General features: G+C 47.4%; 17 protein-coding genes. All 17 read left to right on the forward strand.

Features of this window, described 5'->3' with window-relative positions:
* The first annotated feature begins 52 nt into the window (after positions 1-52).
* Positions 53-805 carry an ABC transporter ATP-binding protein gene (locus tag A3GW_RS0106035; protein ID WP_018368404.1) on the forward strand — a complete coding sequence of 251 codons (753 nt, stop codon included), beginning with the start codon at positions 53-55 and terminating at the stop codon, positions 803-805.
* A 1-nt stretch (position 806) separates the two neighbouring features.
* Positions 807-2,765 carry an ABC transporter permease gene (locus A3GW_RS0106040; RefSeq protein ID WP_026216621.1) on the forward strand — a complete coding sequence of 653 codons (1,959 nt, stop codon included), beginning with the start codon at positions 807-809 and terminating at the stop codon, positions 2,763-2,765.
* A gap of 73 nt (positions 2,766-2,838) precedes the next feature.
* Entirely contained in the window at positions 2,839-4,788 is a 1,950-nt protein-coding gene (locus A3GW_RS0106045) for an FtsX-like permease family protein (protein WP_018368406.1), read from the forward strand.
* Positions 4,789-4,791: 3 nt separating this feature from the next.
* Positions 4,792-5,742: a S41 family peptidase gene (locus tag A3GW_RS0106050; protein WP_026216622.1), complete on the forward strand. Its 951-nt coding sequence runs from the start codon at positions 4,792-4,794 to the stop codon at positions 5,740-5,742.
* Between the two features lie 48 nt (positions 5,743-5,790).
* A complete protein-coding gene (locus A3GW_RS0106055; protein WP_026216623.1) occupies positions 5,791-6,453 on the forward strand; it encodes a response regulator transcription factor in 663 nt (220 codons plus the stop codon).
* A complete protein-coding gene (locus A3GW_RS0106060; RefSeq protein ID WP_018368409.1) occupies positions 6,447-7,385 on the forward strand; it encodes a sensor histidine kinase in 939 nt (312 codons plus the stop codon). Before A3GW_RS0106055 ends, A3GW_RS0106060 begins: the two co-directional genes overlap by 7 nt.
* 157 nt (positions 7,386-7,542) lie before the next feature.
* On the forward strand, positions 7,543-8,424 hold the full coding sequence (truB, locus tag A3GW_RS0106065) for a tRNA pseudouridine(55) synthase TruB (RefSeq protein ID WP_026216624.1): 882 nt from the start codon (positions 7,543-7,545) through the stop codon (positions 8,422-8,424).
* 254 nt (positions 8,425-8,678) lie between these two features.
* Positions 8,679-10,739: a penicillin-binding protein PBP2B gene (pbp2b, locus tag A3GW_RS0106070; RefSeq protein ID WP_018368411.1), complete on the forward strand. Its 2,061-nt coding sequence runs from the start codon at positions 8,679-8,681 to the stop codon at positions 10,737-10,739.
* Between the two features lie 10 nt (positions 10,740-10,749).
* Positions 10,750-11,346: a recombination mediator RecR gene (gene recR / locus A3GW_RS0106075; protein ID WP_018368412.1), complete on the forward strand. Its 597-nt coding sequence runs from the start codon at positions 10,750-10,752 to the stop codon at positions 11,344-11,346.
* Positions 11,347-11,395: 49 nt separating this feature from the next.
* Complete coding sequence (locus A3GW_RS0106080) at positions 11,396-12,442, forward strand: D-alanine--D-alanine ligase (protein WP_018368413.1); 1,047 nt, start codon at positions 11,396-11,398, stop codon at positions 12,440-12,442.
* 297 nt (positions 12,443-12,739) lie between these two features.
* Positions 12,740-13,810 carry an FtsX-like permease family protein gene (locus A3GW_RS0106085; protein WP_018368414.1) on the forward strand — a complete coding sequence of 357 codons (1,071 nt, stop codon included), beginning with the start codon at positions 12,740-12,742 and terminating at the stop codon, positions 13,808-13,810.
* Positions 13,811-13,819: 9 nt separating this feature from the next.
* Entirely contained in the window at positions 13,820-14,509 is a 690-nt protein-coding gene (locus A3GW_RS0106090; protein ID WP_018368415.1) for an ABC transporter ATP-binding protein, read from the forward strand.
* Positions 14,510-14,555: 46 nt separating this feature from the next.
* The gene (locus tag A3GW_RS0106095) at positions 14,556-15,176 is read left to right on the forward strand and encodes a hypothetical protein (protein ID WP_018368416.1); all 621 of its coding nucleotides are present in this window, start codon (positions 14,556-14,558) and stop codon (positions 15,174-15,176) included.
* Entirely contained in the window at positions 15,173-16,540 is a 1,368-nt protein-coding gene (locus A3GW_RS0106100; protein ID WP_018368417.1) for a UDP-N-acetylmuramoyl-tripeptide--D-alanyl-D-alanine ligase, read from the forward strand. The genes A3GW_RS0106095 and A3GW_RS0106100 overlap by 4 nt, the downstream gene beginning before the upstream one ends.
* Positions 16,533-17,201: a YwaF family protein gene (locus tag A3GW_RS0106105; protein WP_018368418.1), complete on the forward strand. Its 669-nt coding sequence runs from the start codon at positions 16,533-16,535 to the stop codon at positions 17,199-17,201. Before A3GW_RS0106100 ends, A3GW_RS0106105 begins: the two co-directional genes overlap by 8 nt.
* 142 nt (positions 17,202-17,343) lie before the next feature.
* Positions 17,344-18,888 carry a peptide chain release factor 3 gene (locus A3GW_RS0106110; RefSeq protein WP_018368419.1) on the forward strand — a complete coding sequence of 515 codons (1,545 nt, stop codon included), beginning with the start codon at positions 17,344-17,346 and terminating at the stop codon, positions 18,886-18,888.
* A gap of 186 nt (positions 18,889-19,074) precedes the next feature.
* Positions 19,075-19,677 (forward strand): YSIRK-type signal peptide-containing protein (locus A3GW_RS10900; protein ID WP_040798592.1); only part of this gene is annotated, 603 nt, incomplete at its 3' end.

A 19,677-nucleotide genomic window follows, 5' to 3' on the forward strand; every position in this document is an offset into this window, starting at 1 on the left:
GACTAAGGGAGTGGGGTATAATAAGAGTATCAAGAAACAAAGGAGTGTCATTATGCTACTACAAGTTAATCATCTGGAGAAGGTTTTTAAAACCCGATTTTCAAAAACGGAAGTTCGTGCCCTGCAGGATGTGGATTTTGCGGTTGAGGAGGGTGAGTTTATCGCCATCATGGGGGAGAGTGGGTCTGGGAAGACGACCTTGCTCAATATTCTAGCGACGCTGGACAAGCCAACCAAGGGACAGGTGGTGCTGAATGGTCAGGACATCACGCAGATTAAGGACAGCAAGCTCTCTGAGTTTCGCTTGAACAATCTGGGCTTTGTCTTTCAAGATTTTAACCTCTTGGACACCCTGTCGGTGCGGGACAACATTTATCTGCCGCTGGTGCTTAGTCGGACAGCAGTCAAGGAGATGGAGAGCCGACTTGCCCCCCTTGCTCCCAAGCTCCGAATCGCAGATCTGCTGGACAAGCGCCCCTTTGAACTGTCCGGTGGGCAGAAGCAGCGGGTGGCGATTGCAAGAAGTTTGATTACCCATCCGCAGTTGATTTTAGCGGACGAGCCGACTGCGGCGTTGGACTACCGCAATTCAGAAGACCTGCTTAACCTCTTTGAAGCCATCAACCGTGATGGGCAAACCATCCTCATGGTGACCCACTCCGCCAAGGCTGCCAGCCACGCCAAGCGGGTGCTCTTTATCAAGGACGGCAGGATCTTCCATCAGATTTACCGAGGGCAACGCAGCAATGATGACTTTGCCAAGGACATCTCTCTCTCCATGTCAGCCCTTTTAGGAGGTGATTAAGGTGTTTTACCTAAAATTAGCGCTCAATAACATCAAAAATGTTAAAGAAGCCTTTGGTCCATTTATCCTAGCTAATCTAGTCCTCTACTTGCTTAATGGGTCAACGTTACTGGTGTTATTTAGTCCGATCGTGAAGACCATGCATCAAGGCACCTTCACATTGGCTTTAGCAACAATTGTTCTTAGCTTTTTTTCCGTCATTGTTGCCATTTATAGTTTTAATGTTCTCCTCAAGCAACGTAGTCGTGAGTTCGGCCTTTATAACATGCTAGGCATGAACAAGAGACAGATTGGTCTTGTCGCTAGTTTGGAGCTGGTCGTCATCCTGCTCATTGTCCTAGGCCTTGGGAGCCTGTTGAGCAGCGGTTTTGCCCATGTGTTTTACCTCATCTTTATTCGCCTAGTCAGAGGAAGCCACCTTGATTTCAGCCTTTCACCGCTGGGTTTTCTGGCCAACGGCATGATTTTTTCAGGGATTTTTGCCTTGTTGATGCTGATCGGGTGGATCAGGGTCAGGTCCTCCTCACCCTTAGTGCTTTTCCAGTCGGCAGAAAGTGGTGAACGTGAGCCCAAGGGCAATGCTTTTTTAGCCTTGCTCAGTCTGCTAGCCCTAGGTGGTGGTTACGCCTTGTCCTTGACCTCTCATCAAACGGAAGGGCTCTTGCTGCTTGGTCGCTTTTTTATCGCTGTGATCTTAGTCATCATCGGTACCTACCTCTTTTACATGTCTTTTATCGCTTGGTTTTTGAAACATCGCCGAGCTAATAAGGCTTATTTCTACCAGCCCGAGCACTTCATCACCACCAGTCAGATGATTTTCCGCATGAAACAACATGCGACAGGGTTAGCCAATATCACCATGCTGGCAATCATGTCCTTTGTGACCATTGCCACCACAGTAGCCCTCCACACAGGCATGATAAGCAATCTGGATCGTCTCTACATCGATGGCACCAATACTCAAATACGTTTCGTCGCTGAAGAGGAGGAGCAAGGGCGAGCCGATTTTCAAGAGTATGTGTTGGATAAACTGCCTGAGCACAAACCCTACATTGACTATCAAGTGATCATGTTTCCTGTTCAGCTAGGGCAGGAGCGGCAGTTTGTGGCGACAGCGGATGCGATGTCAAACGGTAATGGCTTGAGTTTATCCTATCTATATGTGGTTAGCTTAGAAGATTTTCGCAAGTTTGGTAATGAGGTCGCCGACTTGGCACCTGGTCAAGCCTATTTTTACCAGCCCAACGGCGCCAATCAGCTGGATAGTTTTGAGTTTCTGGGGCATCAGCTAACGATTAAGGATAATCTTAAAACAGCTCGCTATCCTGACCTGCTTAATACCGTCTCATCGGTTCTGCTTGTGGTGGAAAATGCTCAGGTGCGTGATGCTCTTTATCAAGCCCATACGAGTTTGGAAATGTCCATTAATTCGCGTTATCAGGTCTTTATGACCCTGACAGAAGAAGAGCTACAAGAGCTGAAGACGAGCAATGCTGAGCTGCTTTCCCCTGATGGCGAACTCATCGCAATTGTCTTGACGAGTAAAGAGTTTGAGGAAGCGTCAATCGGGTTTACAGGTGGTTTCCTCTTTGTCGGTTTTCTCTTAGGCATCGCCTTTCTGCTTGGAGCTGCCCTGATTATTTACTACAAACAGTATAGTGAAGGGCACGAGGATAAGCGTTCTTATCGGATTTTACAGGAAGTTGGGATGTCTCGTCAAGCCGTCAAAAGCACCATTAACTCTCAAGTTCTGACGGTCTTCTTTATGCCCTTGGTCATTGCTGTGCTTCATTTCTTACTAGCTCTGACCATGCTGAAACAGATGTTGGCACTTTTCGCTGTTGATTCGTCCGTGTTAATTTATACCGTCAGCGGGCTCGTTATCCTAGGCGTTATCGTGTTCTACTTTGCCATCTATAAACTGACCAGTAGAATCTATTACCGTATGATTGAAAGGTAACTGTTATGACCATTTCTTCTCAAGACCGTTTACAGAACTGTCGATACTCATTCGCTCTTAGGAGGTGATTAAGGTGTTTTACTTAAAATTAGCAATCAACAATATCAAAAATTCTCTCACCATCTACGCCCCTTTTTTATTGGCGAGTTTGGTGCTCTATACCCTGACTGGGTCAACGCTCCTCGTCCAGTTTAGTCCTGTAGTGAGGCAAATGAAGCATGGGACAACGGCAATGAGCCTTGCCATCACGATCTTGATGCTGTTCTCCATCATCATGTCCGTTTACAGCTTCAACTTTCTCATCAAGCAACGGACGCGGGAGTTCGGGCTCTACAATATGCTAGGTATGCGAAAGGGGCAGGTTGCCCTGATTGCTAGCTTGGAGCTGATTCTTACCGCCTTTGCCTTGGTTGGTCTCGGTTCTCTGGTCAGCCTTGGGTTTTCAAATCTTTTTTACCTCTTATTTGCCAACATCACCCACTATAACCAGTTGCAGTTCCAACCGGGCTGGGCAGGACTGGCTATCAATGCTCTTTTATTCTTTGGGATTTTTGGGCTCTTGATCATCCTGTCTTGGGTCAAGGTCGGCAAAACCTCTCCTCTGGTGCTCTTTCGCTCCAGCGAGGCTGGGGAGCGTGAACCTCGTGGCAATATCCTGCTGGCTCTCCTGAGTCTTCTCGCTCTGGGAGGTGGTTACGCCCTGTCCCTAACCTCTAGCAAGGTTGCGGCTCTAGCGGTTCTCTTACGTTTCTTTGTGGCGGTAATCTTGGTCATCATCGGAACCTATCTCTTTTACATCGCTTTTGTAGCGTGGTTCCTCAAGCGCCGCCGTGCTAACAAGACTTATTTCTACCAGCCTGAGCATTTTGTCAGCACTAGCCAGATGCTCTTTCGGATTAAACAACATGCGGTTGGGCTAGCTAACATCACCCTTTTAGCGGTCATGTCCTTTGTGGCAATCGCAACGACCAGTTCCCTCTATGGGTCAGCGACTGGTCAGACTAACCGCCTCTTTCCACGCAGTGCGACGGTGTTCCTATCGGGAAATAGCAGAGCAGAGGCTGAAGCTGCCTATCAGACGCAGGTTGTCGACCAGCTCGGCTATGCCCCCAAAAACGCTACCCCTTATATGATCAGCGTTATCGGTGTCAACGTAGGGGCAGATAAACACTGGCAGGTGGATACCGAAACCGTTCAGAACAAGAATGTTAACGTTACCCAGTTGTCCTTTGTGGTGCTGATGACTCAGGATGACTTTCGGGCTCTGGGCAACGAGCTGCCTCAGCTCAAGAGCGGAGAAACCGCCTTTTGGCTTCAGAGGGAAGAAAGCCAGATTGAAACCATTGACTTTTTCGGGCGTTCCTACCGCAATGTTAAGAATTTCAAGGACGTGACGGTTCCTGTGACGGCCAACCTCTACAGTGCTGCCGTCTGGGTCTTTAGCAGTGATGAGGAGATGATGGATGCCCTAAATGCCTTTAACAGCGGCGGTGGTTTCCAAGTCGGTAGTGGCGAGTGGCTAGTGACCTACCCTGTTCATCTGGATTTGAATGCGGAAGAAATAGCAACCCTAGCTGCAAACTCAGAGCTTAATTTAGAGAGTAAAGAGGAGCATTTGTCCGTGCTGCTGGCTGAAATGGGAGGCTTTGTCTTCACAGGCTTCCTCCTTGGCACGGCCTTCTTAGCAGGCGCAGCCTTGATTATCTACTACAAACAGTACAGCGAGGGGGTCGAGGACAAGAAATCCTATAAAATCCTACAAGAGGTTGGTATGAGTAAAGCAGCCGTCAAAAAGACCATCAATTCGCAGGTTTTAGCCGTCTTTTTCATGCCGATTGTGATGGCGATTATCCATTTCTTGGTCGCCTTAACCATGATTAAGCAGATGCTCTTGCTCTTTGGCGTGACTGATACGGCGCTCGTTTATCAGATTAGCGGTCTAGCCATTCTTGTGATTCTAGTGATTTACTTTGCCATCTACAAGCTGACCAGCAGGGTCTACTATGGCATGATTGAGAGGTAAACCGTGAGAAAAGTTTTTTTGGGAATCCTTGGAATACTTGTTATCCTTGTGACGGTGGGGCTGAGCATGTTAGCCTACTTCGGACCTCGTTACAACATCTATCTACTACCACCGAGTCCAACAAGCTATGGTTTAGCAGGTCTGGAGCAGATCGATCGCCTAGGGCTTTATGCTAGAGGTAAGGAGTGGCAGGCGATAAAAGCAGAGACTGCGGACCAGCTAAAAACCAGTACCTCCTACGAGGAGAGTTTAGCTCTGCTCCAGCCTGCCCTTGCTGTCGCGGGAGGCAAGCACAGCTTTATCCTGAAACAGGAAAAGGTCAGTCAGTCGAGCTCTGTTATGCCCAGCAGTCAAGTCTTGTCAGGGGACATTCTCTACCTCAAATTACCAGAATGGGTCAGCCTTGACCCCAAAAGTTCTCAAGAGTACGCTCAAACCGTACGAGATGCCTTAGCGGCACAAGACTATCAAGGACTGATTCTTGACTTGCAGGACAATGGTGGCGGTGACATGAGCCCTATGTTGTTGGGGCTGTCGCCAGTCTTGCCAGACGGTCAGCTCTTTAGCTTTGAAGATAGGGATGGGCAGCGTCAATCGGTCAACTTAGCTGGCAATCGTCTCAGCAACGGACAGGCCTTTGACCTCGGTCAGGTCAAGAAGCTTGATGTGCCCATTGCAGTTCTGATAAACGAAAAGACAGGCAGTTCTGGTGAGATTACAGCCATGAGTTTTCAGGGTCTGGACAGGGCACGCTTTTTCGGTCAAGCCACAGCTGGCTATACCACAGGCAATTTACCCGTCTATCTCTATGACGGGGCTAGTCTGGTTATCACGACCAGTAAATTGGTCAACCGCAAAGGGCAAACCTATGACAACACCCCTATCCAGCCCGATGTCCTGACCGAGCAGGCGCAAGAAAAAGCTATTGCTTGGCTGCAAGGAGAAAAGGAGTAAGGACAGTAAAAAGTGGCTTCTAGCCACTTTTTCAGCTATAATAAACTTATGACACAACCTAAACTTTACATTATCGAAGACGATGCGACCATTGTTGGTCTGCTAAAAAAACATTTTAGCCGATCTTATCAGGTGCAGGAGGTGCAAGATTTCCGAGATGTTCTGACGGAGTTGACAGCTTTTTCGCCTGATTTGATTTTAATGGATATCGGTCTGCCTTATTTTAATGGGTTCTACTGGACGGAGCGGATTCGTCAGACCATGACTGTACCGATCATCTTTATCTCCAGTAAGGACGATGAGGTCAGTGCGGTAACCGCCATGACGACTGGGGCGGATGATTTTATCAGCAAGCCCTTTTCGCTAGCGGTTTTGGAGGCCAAGTTAGCGGCTGTCCTGCGCCGTGTCCAGCAATTTGACAGCGGTCATCGGCAGTTTGAGGGATTCACGCTCAGCCTCGACGGGCTCCTCACCAGTGCCACAGGGCAGATCCAGCTCAGTCCGACCGAGACCAAGCTCCTAGCTCTGCTATTTGAAAAAGCCCACCAAACCGTGACCAAAGAGGCCCTGCTAGACAAACTGTGGGAGGGCGGCGACTTTATCGACCAGAATACGCTTAGTGTCAATATGACCCGCTTGCGCAAGAAGTTGCGCGACGTGGACTTTGACCGAATCGTCACCATCCGTGGGGAGGGCTACCGCCTATGCTGAGAGACTTTTTTCGTGAGTACCGCTGGCTCTACCTGACCGTCAGCCTCACCATTGCTCTCTTTCTCGGTCAGTTCGCCCTTTACGGCCTGCCCATGAGCTATTTTCTCTTTAGCTTGTGGCTGGTGCTGCTCATTTTGGCTGGTCTTAGCACCTTTCTTTTCCTGTCTTTTCGGCGGAAAATGCTGGCGCTGGTGCATCATGACCGAGAAATCTTGCAGGACTTGTCAGAGCCTAGTGAGCGCGCCTTTCTCACCCTCTTAGCAGAGCAGGCTCAAACCTATGAGGAGGAGCAGAGTCAGCTGACGCAAAGGGATACCCAGCGACAAGCCATCATCAAGATGTGGTCCCATCAGATGAAAATCCCCCTGTCGGCCCTGTCTCTCATGGTCCAGACTGACCAGCTTAACCCACAAGATGTTCAGCTTCAGCTCCACCACTTGGACACCTATCTGGCTAACTTGCTTAACTACCTCAAGCTAAGCAAGCAACAACTAGATTTTCGTTTTGCTCGTGTCGATGTGCGACAGGTGATGGTTGATTTGGTTAAGGCCTATCGGGTTCAGTTCCTCAGTCAGGGTATTCGCGTGGCCATCGAGGGAGACTGGCAGCTCGACACGGATAAAAAATGGTTCAGCTTTGCCATTGAACAGCTCCTCAGCAACGCCCTCAAGTACAACAAACCAGGCGGCGCTGTTACTATCAGCCTGTCAGAAAAAGGGCTGGTTATCAGCGATACAGGCTTGGGAATTCTGCCAGAAGATCTACCGCGCCTAGGGCAGGAGGGCTTCACAGGCTACAATGGTCACGAGCACCAAAAGGCGACAGGATTCGGACTTTACATGACCAAGACCATCCTGACCCAGCTGGAGCTTGAGCTGACGATTACCAGCCAAGTCGGCGAGGGAACCGTTGTGACAATTAGTAAATCCTAAGATTTTAGAAATGATTTTTATACATAATTTAATTTATGTAAATTTTCGTGATTAAAAACTGTCTGCAACTGTGATGGTTAGAGGCAGTTTGTTGCTCAGTTGATAGGCTGATGTGCCTCATCTTGGTTTTTCAGTCAACTTGTGCTATACTAAACCTATGCTGTCAGGAATTATTAACTTAAAAAAAGAGGCTGGGATGACCAGCCATGACGCGGTCTTTAAGCTCCGCAAGATTCTGCATGAAAAGAAAATCGGTCACGGTGGAACGCTTGACCCAGATGTGGTCGGAGTACTTCCAATCGCAGTTGGCAAGGCGACCCGTGTTATCGAGTACATGACGGATTCTGGCAAGGTCTACGAGGGTGAGATTACTCTGGGCTACTCAACCACGACAGAGGATGCGAGTGGTAGCGTCCTTGAACGAACTCCTGTTCCAATAGATGTGACTGAAGTCGTCATCGACCAAGCCATGGCGAGTTTCATCGGACAAATCACCCAGATACCACCTATGTATTCGGCAGTCAAGGTCAATGGACGCAAGCTTTATGAGTACGCTAGGGCAGGTGAAGCCGTTGAGCGTCCCAAGCGCCAGGTGACCATTACTGACTTTAAGCGAACTAGCCCCTTGCTCAGTGACGGTGACTGCCTACGGTTCAATTTTCGTGTCGCCTGTAGCAAGGGAACCTATGTCCGCACACTAGCAGTTGATTTAGGCGCAAAACTAGGTTTGGCGAGCCACATGTCCGCCCTTTGCCGCAAAGCTTCTGCAGGTCTTGACCTATCGTCCGCGCAGTCTCTTGGAGAAATAGCAGAGCTGGTTGAGCGAGGAGATTGGTCATTTTTGTTACCAATCGAGTACGGGGTTTTAGATTTACCACGTCATGATGTCACTGACGAAGAAGCGACAGAACTCTCCCACGGTCGTTTTGTCCAGTTAGATCGGACAGAAGACCTATTAGCGGCCTTTCACGATAACCAGGTTCTGGCCATACTTGAACGGCGGCATGGTATCTATAAACCTAAAAAAGTGCTACTTTGACAACTGATCTGATGGGCTAAGGTGTAACATGTCGATGACTTGCTGAATTCTTTTGAGTAATGGCTTCTCTTAACCTGATTAACACTCATGTTTTGATGAAATATTTAATAAATGAACAAGAGGTTGGTATGTTTTTCCAACCTCTTGTTCTGTCAGTTGATAAGCGAAAATAACTTTCAGAAAATCACAGTTTTCTATGCCAAACCATCTTGATTTATGGTAGAATAGTCATAGTGCAAAAAGAAGAGGATGATATGAACAAACAGCGACACCATCGTAAAACGAAACCCCTTGGGCTGATTATTGCCAACCGCTTGAACAGCCTCTTTTTTTTGGTGGTTTTCTTGATGACAGTGCTCTTGGCCAGACTGGTGGATATGCAGTTAATCAACAAAGCTTTTTACCTTGAAAAATTAGACCGAACCCAGGTTTATACGGTAAAAACATCTCATCCACGCGGTCAGATTTTTGATGCTAAAGGTCGTCCTCTGGTGCAAAATAATATCAAAGAAGTCGTTGCCTTTACCCGTACCAATAGTCAAACGGCAGCTGAACTCAAGGCGTTAGCAACGCAACTCGCACAGTTGGTGACGGTGACAGACACAACTGTAACGCGCAGGGACAAAGTTGATTATTATTTTGCGACCCAGGACAACTACCGTCAGGTGGTAGAAGGTTTACCAGACGACCAGCGCTATGACAAGTACGGCAATCGCTTAAAAGAAGCGACCGTCTACCAGCATGCTGTTGATGCAGTGACAGATGAGCAGATTGATTTTTCAGCAGACGAATTAACTATCGTATCGCTTTTCAGCCAAATGAATGCGACACCTGCCTTTGACACGGTTTCTCTCCGAACAGGCGACCTGTCTGCGGAGCAGATTGCGCAGATTTCAGCTGACAAGTCGTTGGATGGATTGTCTATTCGAGCTGACTGGGATAGGCAACCCACTTCAAATAGTTTGACTCCACTATTGGGGCAGGTCTCTAGTCGACAGACTGGTTTGCCTGCGGAAGAAGCCAAAAGCTATCTGGAAAAAGGCTACTCACTCAATGATCGTGTCGGCACCAGCTATTTGGAAAAATACTATGAGCCTGAACTTCAGGGAACCAAAACCAACAGAACAATTAAGCTGGACAAAGACAATACTATTGTATCAGATGAACTCACCCAAGTTGGGGAGCCAGGAAAAAACCTCAAGCTAACGGTTGACTTAGCCTTTCAAGAAGGGGTTGAAAAAATCCTTGAGCAATCCTTTCAAGCGCAACTCACATCAGGGACGGCAATCCATTCAGAAGGCATGTATGCTGTTGCACTGAACCCGCAAACGGGTGCTATTCTTGCTATGGCCGGTATTGAGCACGATACTGAAACAGGCCAGGTCACAAAAGATGCCCTAGGCACCATTACGAAAGTCTTTACACCAGGTTCGGTTGTCAAAGGAGCGGTGCTTGCTGCGGGCTGGCAAAATGGCGTGATTGCAGGTAATCAAGTTCTGACAGACCAGCCTATTCAGCTAGCTGCATCAAAACCAATTACCTCTTGGTTTACGAGCAGTGTCGGCAGTATGCCTATTTCTGCGATTCAAGCTCTAGAATACTCGTCAAACACCTATATGGTACAGATCGCACTCAAATTGATGGGTCAAGATTATGTGCCAGCTATGCTATTGCCCCAAACCTATGAGGTCGCTATGGCTAAACTTCGTGAGACTTTTGCGCAATTTGGCATGGGGGCAGCGACAGGTGTTGATTTGGTTGGTGAATCAACAGGCTATGTCCCAGAAGATTATGACCCTGCTAATGTGTTGACAGAAAGTTTTGGGCAGTTTGATAACTACACCCCTTTGCAGCTAGCTCAGTATGTCTCGACGGTTGCCAACGGTGGGCGCCGCATCGCGCCCCACCTCGTTGAAGGCTTATATAGCAGTCAAGACCCTACACAGTTAGGTGACTTAGTACAAGCTATTGAACCTCAGGTCTTAAATACCATTGCGATCAGCGATGAGGAACTAGGCATTATCCAGTCGGGCTTCTATCAAGTAGTTCACGGCAATGCCGCTTTTACAACGGGTGGTGAACTGAGTCGCGGGACATCAGCAGATATTGCGGCTAAGACTGGTACAGCTGAAACTTTTGTCACCAAAAACGGTCAGACGATTAACACCAATAATTTTAATGTCATTGCCTACACCCCAAGCAGTGAGCCAGAATTTGCCGTGGCAGTTGTCTACCCCCACAGTACAGAGACAAATTCTCTAGTCAGCCTAAGGGCTGCAAAAGAGATTATCAATCTCTATGAAAGCATGAAGTAAAGGAGTGCCTGTGTTATATCCTACGCCAATAGCCAAGTTGATTGATAGTTTTTCCAAGTTGCCAGGCATTGGCATCAAAACAGCAACCCGTTTGGCTTTTTACACCTTGTCCATGTCGGATGAGGATGTTAACGAATTTGCTAAAAATCTCCTATCGGCTAAACGGGAACTGACTTATTGCTCTGTTTGTGGCAATCTGACAGATGACGACCCCTGTGCTATCTGTCAGGATGAGACTAGAGATACATCGCTTATTCTCGTTGTTGAGGAGAGTAAGGATGTGTCTGCGATGGAAAAAATCCAAGAATACCGCGGACTTTACCATGTCCTGCATGGGTTAATTTCCCCCATGAATGGGATTGGTCCTGATGACATCAACCTCAAGTCCCTTATCAGTCGCCTGATGGACAGTCAGGTAGAGGAAATCATCATTGCAACCAATGCTACGGCAGATGGCGAAGCGACAGCCATGTACCTGTCCCGTATCTTGAAACCAGCAGGTCTCAAAGTCACTCGTCTGGCAAGAGGACTTGCTGTTGGTAGTGACATTGAGTACGCCGACGAGCTGACTTTGCTCAAAGCCATTGAAAATCGGACAGAAGTGTGAGGAGCTGTCTTCCAATAGCTATACCAAAAAAAAGAAATGAGGAAATCCTATGTCAAAACAAGTGCTAATTTTACTGTACGGTGGGCGGTCAGCGGAGCGTGAGGTGTCTGTCCTGTCGGCAGAAAGCATCATGCGGGCGGTCAACTATGACAAATTTGTGGTGAAGACGTATTTTATCAGTCAAGCAGGTGATTTTATCAAGACGCAGGAGTTTACGACGACGCCATCTGCTGAGGAGAAGCTGATGACCAATGCGACCATGGGCGACAGCTCTGCTATTGCTCCAAGCAGTATCTACGAGGAGGGGGCGGTGGTCTTTCCTGTCCTGCACGGTCCGATGGGTGAGGACGGCTCTATTCAAGGCTTCCTTGAGGTCTTGCGCCTGCCTTATGTGGGGACCAATATCTTGTCATCTAGTGTCGCTATGGACAAGATTACGACCAAGCATGTGCTGGCCACAGCAGGTATTCCACAGGTGGCCTTTGTGGCGGTCATTGAAGGGCAGGAGCTGGAGGCCAAGATTGCTGAAATTGAGGCGAACCTGACCTATCCTGTCTTTGTCAAGCCTGCCAATATGGGCTCATCTATCGGGATTTCAAAGGCAGATGATCAGGCTGGTCTACGAAAAGCCTTAGCGCTAGCTTTCCAGTATGATAGCCGTGTGCTGGTTGAGCAAGGCGTTGTGGCACGGGAGATTGAGGTCGGTCTCTTGGGCAATGCGGATGTGAAAACAACCCAAGCAGGTGAAGTGGTGAAGGATGTGGCCTTCTACGACTACGAGGCCAAGTACATTGATAACAAAATAACCATGGCGATTCCAGCAGACATTCCAGCAGATGTCATGGCGACCATGCGCGACTACGCTGCCCAAGCTTTTCGTGCTATCGGTGGCTGCGGGCTATCACGTTGTGATTTCTTCTTGACAGAAGATGGGGAAGTCTACCTCAATGAGCTCAACACCATGCCAGGCTTTACCCAATTCTCCATGTTCCCGCTCTTGTGGGACAACATGGGGCTAAAGTACCCAGATTTGATTGAAGAATTGGTACGACTAGCCAAAGAGATGTTTGACAAACGTGAGGGGCACTTACTATAATAAAAGGAAGAGAGGGAGGGACAAAAGTCCTTGCCTCTCCATTTGCTTTTGAATGGTTTAGCGAGGTGCAGTGGTTGAATGCTTCAAGGCGTGGCGGGAAATAGTGAGAGTGGGACAAAATTCGGTAATTCGTCAGAATTCGATGAGTTGTTAGCCCGCTTAACCACTACGCCTTGCTTGAAAATTAAAAATCACTTGAAAGGTTAGGATTTTTGTCCCAGCCTTTTTGTGGTATAATGGTAAAATAATTTGCTGTTTCAGAAAAGATATCAAGGAATAGAAACGGATGGAGGAAAGATGTTTTTAGCAATCGAAGAAATGAAGCAAAGCAAGCTACGCTATGGCTTGATATTGGGGCTCTTGGTTTTGGTCGCCTATCTGGTCTTTTTCTTGACTGGGTTGGCTTACGGTTTGATGCAACAGAACCGAGCAGCCGTTGACAAATGGCAGGCGGACACAATTTTTCTGTCAACAGAGGCCAATAAATTACTGGCACCATCAATAATTGATGAGGCATTAGTGGACCAAGTTAAAGCCGAAGAGAAGGCCTCACTCTTTTTCCGGTCGGGTGTTGCCTGGGCAGAAAACAATCCAGTCAGCGATGAAAACAAGGAGCGGGTAGCCGTTTTTGGTGTCGATGCAACAACCTTTTTGATGCCTTCTATTATTGAGGGACGGGGATTTGAAAAGGAAAATGAGGCAGTCGTTGCCCTTGAATTGCTAGAGGAGCTGGACTTGTCGATTGGTGATCAGTTAGCCTTGGGAGAGAGCGATAAAGAATTGACTGTCGTGGGAATAACGGATCGAGCAGCCTACGGTGTGGCACCTGTAGTTTACCTCTCTCAGTCAACGTTCAAAACCATTTACCAGAAGGGACAACCCATTAATCAAGCTAGTGCGATTGTGGTCAGGGGAGAAGTGACCAGCTATCCTGAGGATAGCCTTGAACAGCTTGATATAGCAGCGTTTATTGATAAGCTTCCAGGATACACGGCACAGAACTTGACCTTTGCCTTCATGATTGGGTTTTTGGTGGTTATTGCAGCAGTCGTTATCGGCATTTTTATCTTTGTCTTGACAACACAAAAGGCAGCGATTTTTGGACTGATGAAGATTCAAGGCTTGTCAACACCTTATATCGCAAACTCTGTACTAGGGCAAACCTTGATCTTGGCTGGTTTAGGAACAGGTATTGGACTTGGGTTAACTCTTCTGTCTTCCCTAGTTTTACCCTCGGCGGTTCCTTTTGAGCATAACTGGCTCTTTTACAGCGGCATTTCAGGGGGCTTGATTCTCTTTGCTCTGTTGGGGGCACTCTTCTCGGTCGGTGCTATCGTTAAGGTGGATCCACTGGAGCATATTGGGTAGGAGGTTGACATGACTATTTTAAGATTAACAGCCGTGAGTAAAAGTTTTCAAGATGGTGATAGCACCATTGAGGCACTAAAACCAACAGACTTTGACATAGCTGCAGGAGAGTTTATCGCTATTATTGGTCCATCTGGCTCTGGCAAAAGTACTTTATTAACCTTAGCTGGAGGGTTGCAAACACCAACAGCTGGTCAAATCTTGATCAACGGAACAGATTATTCCCAGCTTCCTGAAAAGGAGCGGGCTCGCTTACGTTTTCAAGACATCGGCTTTGTCCTTCAATCGTCCAACCTCATTCCATTTCTGTCGGTGGAGAAGCAGTTGGATTTGGTTGATCGGATAAATGGCAAAGCTGACAAAAAGAGACAGCTTGAATTACTTGAGGAGCTAGGGATTGAGCACTTGGTCAAAAAGTTTCCCAAAGAGCTCTCAGGCGGCCAGCGGCAACGAGTGGCTATCGCACGTGCGCTCTACAATGAACCAGCTCTGCTATTAGCAGACGAACCGACAGCCAGCCTCGATACTGAACGCGCCGTTGAGGTCGTCGAACTACTGGCTAAAGAGTGCAAGGAACGTCAAAAAGCGGTTATCATGGTAACCCACGATCATCGCATGACGACCTATTGCGATAAGGTTTATGAGATGCTTGATGGCGTCTTGCGTCAAGTTGAAAAAGACAAATCTTCAGTATTATAGTATAATAGAGAGTGCATGGCACTCTTTTTTGAGGAGGGACTGAAAAATGTTTAGTTTTATCTGGTTTATCCTTACCCGCATGTTCCCTTTTCATTTCCTCACTATCATGCTACTAGGAGTTGCTATCTATCAACAGTGGTCGCGGAGATGGCAACTCTCTATCGCTTTGCTTGGTATGTTATTGTCACTAGCTCAGTTGAATCCTATTTTTTACCTTGGTCTTTATGGATTTGCCTGTTTGGCGCTTGGGTATCTCATCAGCTTTCTAATAGAAAAAATCCGTCAGCGGTATTGGCGGTACCTGCTCAGTATTCTCAGTGTCTTGATGCTACCTGCTGTCCTTTATTTGGGGACAGCTCTAGCTGTTATCCTGTTGACTATTGGGCAATGGTCCTATGGCTACGCTGATGTTGTCTATCAAGGGCAGGCTTATACCATTGTGTACACCCGTAAGACCTCTGGCTTTCTCTTTTCAGAAGACCAGACCTTAACCGAGTATCTATACCAGAAAAACACTTATCGACCGATCCGTGAGCGACAAGAGTCCATTAGTTATGACCCTAGCTATGCTCATGATAACTTACAATTTCAGCTACCAAAACCAGAGGAGCTGGCTGGTTACCTGGATAGCTTTACCGATCTTGATGAGAATTGGGAGAATCAATGAAATTAACCTTACACGAAATCGCCCAAGTGGTGGGTGCTAAAAATGATGTGGCTGCCTTTGATGACCTGCCATTGACAGGACTAGAGTTTGATAGCCGAAAGATTGTGTCAGGACATCTTTTTGTCCCGCTCAAGGGGGCTAGAGACGGTCACGACTTTATCGAGACAGCTTTTGAGAACGGTGCAGTAGCGACCTTTTCGGAGCGTGACTTGGGAGAGCTTCCTCACTTGTTGGTCGATAATTGCTTGACAGCCTTGCAAGAGCTGGCTAGCTACTACATTGACAAAATGCAGGTGGAGGTCATCGCTGTCACAGGCTCAAATGGCAAGACCACGACCAAGGACATGATTGCCCAAGTCCTAGCAACTACCTACAAGACCTACAAGACCCAAGGCAACTACAACAACGAGATTGGGCTGCCCTACACTGTTTTGCAGATGCCAGATGATACAGAAAAGCTGGTGCTGGAGATGGGGCAGGATCGTCTGGGTGATATTGCGCTGCTGTCTAAGATTGCACGCCCTCGTCTATCTGTGGTGACCATGATTGGAGAGGCGCATTTGGAGTTCTTTAGCAGTCGGGCAAAAATCGCTGAGGGCAAGATGCAAATCGCTGACCACATGCCAGACGGAGGCTTGTTAATCGTTCCAGATGATGAGATCATTTTGCCATTTTTACCTCACCATCAGACCATCATCAGGGCTGGTCAGGACATCCAGCTGACAGAACTTGTCGAGCACAAAGAGAGTGTGGACTTTTCCGTTAATTTTATGGCGAAAAGGCTTCATCTGCCTGTGACGGGTAAGTACAATGCCACTAACGCCATGCTGGCAGCCTATGTCGGTAAGGAGTTGGGGGTGACAGAAGAGGCGATTGTGACCAGTCTAGCTCATCTCGTCTTGACCCGCAATCGTACCGAGTGGAAAAAGGCATCCAATGGTGCTGACCTGCTTAGCGATGTCTACAATGCCAATCCGACGGCGATGCGCTTGATTTTAGAGACCTTTTCAGCTATTCCTAAAAATCCTGGCGGGCAAAAAATCGTGGTCTTGGCAGATATGAAGGAGCTAGGAACAGCTAGTTTTGACCTTCATGCTCAGATGATGGGCAGCCTAGACCCCAAGGTGCTAGACAGGGTCTTCCTCTATGGGGAGGACATCCGAGCGCTCTATGATCAGGCTGTATCAATCTTTCCAGCTGGTCGCGTCAGCCATTTTACCAAGACAAAAAATCTAGATCAGCTAGAGGAATTGACGCAGGCGCTCAGAGCAGTCCTTGAGCCAGCTGACCAAGTTCTCTTTAAGGGGTCCAATTCCATGAACTTAAGCCATGCGGTAGAGGTACTGGAGGCCGGAGATGTCTGATTTTTTCACGACACAATCTAGTCTACCACCTGAGCCGTCTCTATTTGTACGCATAGGTTTGCTAGGTCTGTTACCGCTTTTACTCTGGCTGACCATTCGCTATAGAGACAAAGTAGCTTATCAACGGGTTTTCCAAGGGTTGCAGCTGGTACAGTTGGTATGTCTGTATAGCTGGTACCTATCAGACGGTTTTCCGCTGGAGGAGAGTTTGCCACTTTACCATTGCCGGATTGCCATGTTTGCGGTACTCTTCTTGCCAAAAGCATCCCCCATCAAAGACTATCTCGCTTATTTAGGGATTGGCGGTGCCATTGTTGCCTTTGTTTATCCTGTTTTTGATCCCTTTCCTATCTGGCATGTGACGACTGCTTCCTTTGTGCTGGGGCATTATGCTCTCTTTGTCAACGGTTGGCTGTATCTGCTTGGTAAGCAAAAAGAGGAGCACCTCAATATACGAACAATTTTATCTTATAGCTTGGTGCTGAACCTGTTCCTCTTACTGGTAAACCAGCTGACAGGCGGAAATTACGGATTCTTAGCGGTAACCCCGCTGGTCAATAGCCACAATATCTGGTTCAATCTTGTTCTTGTTACGCTTGCCAACCTTGCCTTGGTAGCCTTTGTGCAGAAAGGGCAGAAGCGATTGCTAGAGCTTAGTTAATTAATTCCTTCTGGTTTTCAGGAGGAATTTTTGTAAGGTTTGAAAAAGTCCTTCTTTTTAGGTATAATAGGAGGGTTAAGAAAAGAGAATACCGATAAGCAGACCAGCTCTGCTATTTATCAAAAAAGAAGAAAGAAATACCATGAGTTTACAAGAACAGATTAAAAAACGCCGTACCTTTGCCATCATCAGTCACCCGGACGCAGGAAAGACCACCATCACTGAGCAGCTCCTCTACTTTGGGGGGGAGATTCGCGAGGCTGGGACGGTCAAGGGCAAGAAGACTGGTAACTTTGCCAAGTCCGACTGGATGGACATTGAGAAGCAGCGGGGGATTTCGGTGACCTCGTCTGTCATGCAGTTTGATTATGCGGGCAAGCGGGTCAATATCCTAGATACCCCGGGGCACGAGGACTTCTCTGAGGACACCTATCGGACCCTGATGGCGGTGGATGCGGCGGTCATGGTCGTTGACTCGGCCAAGGGGATTGAGGCACAGACCAAAAAGCTTTTTGAGGTCGTCAAGCACCGCAATATCCCTGTCTTTACCTTTATCAATAAGCTGGACCGCGATGGTCGTGAGCCCTTGGATTTGCTCCAAGAGCTGGAGGAGGTGCTAGGCATCGCTAGCTATCCGATGAACTGGCCGATTGGGATGGGCAAGAGCTTTGAGGGGCTCTATGACCTGCATAACCAACGTCTGGAGCTGTACCGTAGTGAGGAGCGGTTTGCGCCTTTGGAAAATGGCGGAGCGCTCTTTGCCAATAACCCCTTTTATGAGCAGGTTTTGGAAGATATTGAGCTCTTGGCTGAAGCTGGAAATGAGTTCTCCCGTGAGGCGATTTTGTCTGGGGATTTGACCCCTGTTTTCTTTGGGTCAGCTCTTACCAACTTTGGCGTGCAGACCTTCCTTGATACCTTCTTAGAGTTTGCACCAGAGCCGCACGGTCATAAGACTACGACAGGTGAGGTCATTGACCCACTGGATAAGGATTTTTCAGGCTTTGTCTTCAAAATTCAAGCTAACATGGACCCTCGACACCGTGACCGGATTGCTTTTGTTCGTGTGGTGTCAGGCGAGTTTACCCGTGGGATGGCGGTCAATCTCCCTCGCACTGGCAAGGGGGCTAAGCTGTCCAATGTGACCCAGTTTATGGCGGAAAGCCGTGAGAATGTTGAAAATGCCGTGGCTGGCGACATTATCGGTGTCTACGATACAGGAACTTACCAAGTCGGCGATACCTTGACCGTTGGAAAGAACAAGTTTGAATTTGAACCTCTGCCGACCTTTACGCCAGAGATTTTCATGAAAGTTTCTGCTAAGAATGTCATGAAACAAAAATCCTTCCACAAAGGCATTGAGCAGCTGGTGCAGGAGGGAGCGATTCAGCTCTACAAGAACTACCAGACAGGCGAATACATGCTGGGAGCGGTCGGTCAGCTCCAGTTTGAAGTCTTTAAGCACCGCATGGAAGGAGAGTACAACGCCGAGGTTGTCATGACCCCCATGGGCAAGAAAACCGTTCGCTGGATCAAGCCAGAAGACCTGGACGAGCGTATGTCTTCTAGCCGCAATATCCTGGCCAAAGACCGCTTTGATCAGCCCGTCTTCCTCTTTGAAAATGACTTTGCCCTGCGTTGGTTTGCGGACAAGTATCCCAAAGTGGAATTGGAAGAGAAGATGTAATTAATTATGTAAAAGTCTCTCAATTGATTGTAGATCGATTGAGAGACTTTTTTTTTTGAAAATATAAAACGTACGGAAATTACTGTTAAAAGTTGACGAAAACACTAAAAATCCCTTGATTTATCGGGGGGGGGGGGTGATATAATGAAAAAGTATAGATATTTTGATAACAATAAGGAGAACGTTATGACAGATTATCAGAGCAAACACCGGTTTTCATTACGGAAATATAGTATTGGCTTAGCCAGTGTTTTATTAGGGATGGCTCTCTTAGCCAACCCATTAATTGCTAAAGCTGATGATGCACAGATAGCTAGTGTTGCTGAAAGCACTATTTCGTTACTATCTTTAGATTCTGTTCTTGAAAATTCTTCAGCTAATCCTGAGACAGAGCTGGATACAGAAACTAGTTTAGGCACAGAAGTTGCCGAAGATCGCCAAGCTCCTCAACTTATTTCGATAACCACCAATAAGACTGATTATCAAGCTGGAGAGACAGTTTTGGTCCGAGTGGAAGCTCGTGATGAATCATCCTTATCGAGTGCTTATGTCAGCTTTAGAAATGAATCAAACACACACTCTCTGGGTAACGGTATTTATGACTCTTCTCAATTTCATCAGTTACCTAATGGTCATTACGTTGTTGAAATTCCTATTAATATCCCATTAACTCGACCAAGCGACCGTTATACTCTTAGCTGGATTAGTTTAAAAGATACGATTGAAAATGAAGTTACTTACTCTAGTTCAGAATATGAGACTAATAAAGTGGAAGCACTAGAGCTGACA

Source organism: Streptococcus entericus DSM 14446 (genome assembly GCF_000380025.1).
In the GTDB taxonomy this organism is placed as follows: Bacteria; Bacillota; Bacilli; order Lactobacillales; family Streptococcaceae; genus Streptococcus; species Streptococcus entericus.

Bases quoted from the DNA above. Each gene is read 5' to 3' on its own strand.
- A3GW_RS0106085 (WP_018368414.1), top strand. From the start codon at position 12,740: ATGTTTTTAGCAATCGAAGAAATGAAGCAAAGCAAGCTACGCTATGGC.
- A3GW_RS0106105 (WP_018368418.1), top strand. From the start codon at position 16,533: ATGTCTGATTTTTTCACGACACAATCTAGTCTACCACCTGAGCCGTCT.
- A3GW_RS0106035 (WP_018368404.1), top strand. From the start codon at position 53: ATGCTACTACAAGTTAATCATCTGGAGAAGGTTTTTAAAACCCGATTT.
- A3GW_RS0106055 (WP_026216623.1), top strand. From the start codon at position 5,791: ATGACACAACCTAAACTTTACATTATCGAAGACGATGCGACCATTGTT.
- A3GW_RS0106090 (WP_018368415.1), top strand. From the start codon at position 13,820: ATGACTATTTTAAGATTAACAGCCGTGAGTAAAAGTTTTCAAGATGGT.
- A3GW_RS0106080 (WP_018368413.1), top strand. From the start codon at position 11,396: ATGTCAAAACAAGTGCTAATTTTACTGTACGGTGGGCGGTCAGCGGAG.
- A3GW_RS0106110 (WP_018368419.1), top strand. From the start codon at position 17,344: ATGAGTTTACAAGAACAGATTAAAAAACGCCGTACCTTTGCCATCATC.
- A3GW_RS0106100 (WP_018368417.1), top strand. From the start codon at position 15,173: ATGAAATTAACCTTACACGAAATCGCCCAAGTGGTGGGTGCTAAAAAT.
- A3GW_RS0106060 (WP_018368409.1), top strand. From the start codon at position 6,447: ATGCTGAGAGACTTTTTTCGTGAGTACCGCTGGCTCTACCTGACCGTC.
- A3GW_RS0106095 (WP_018368416.1), top strand. From the start codon at position 14,556: ATGTTTAGTTTTATCTGGTTTATCCTTACCCGCATGTTCCCTTTTCAT.
- pbp2b (WP_018368411.1), top strand. From the start codon at position 8,679: ATGAACAAACAGCGACACCATCGTAAAACGAAACCCCTTGGGCTGATT.
- truB (WP_026216624.1), top strand. From the start codon at position 7,543: ATGCTGTCAGGAATTATTAACTTAAAAAAAGAGGCTGGGATGACCAGC.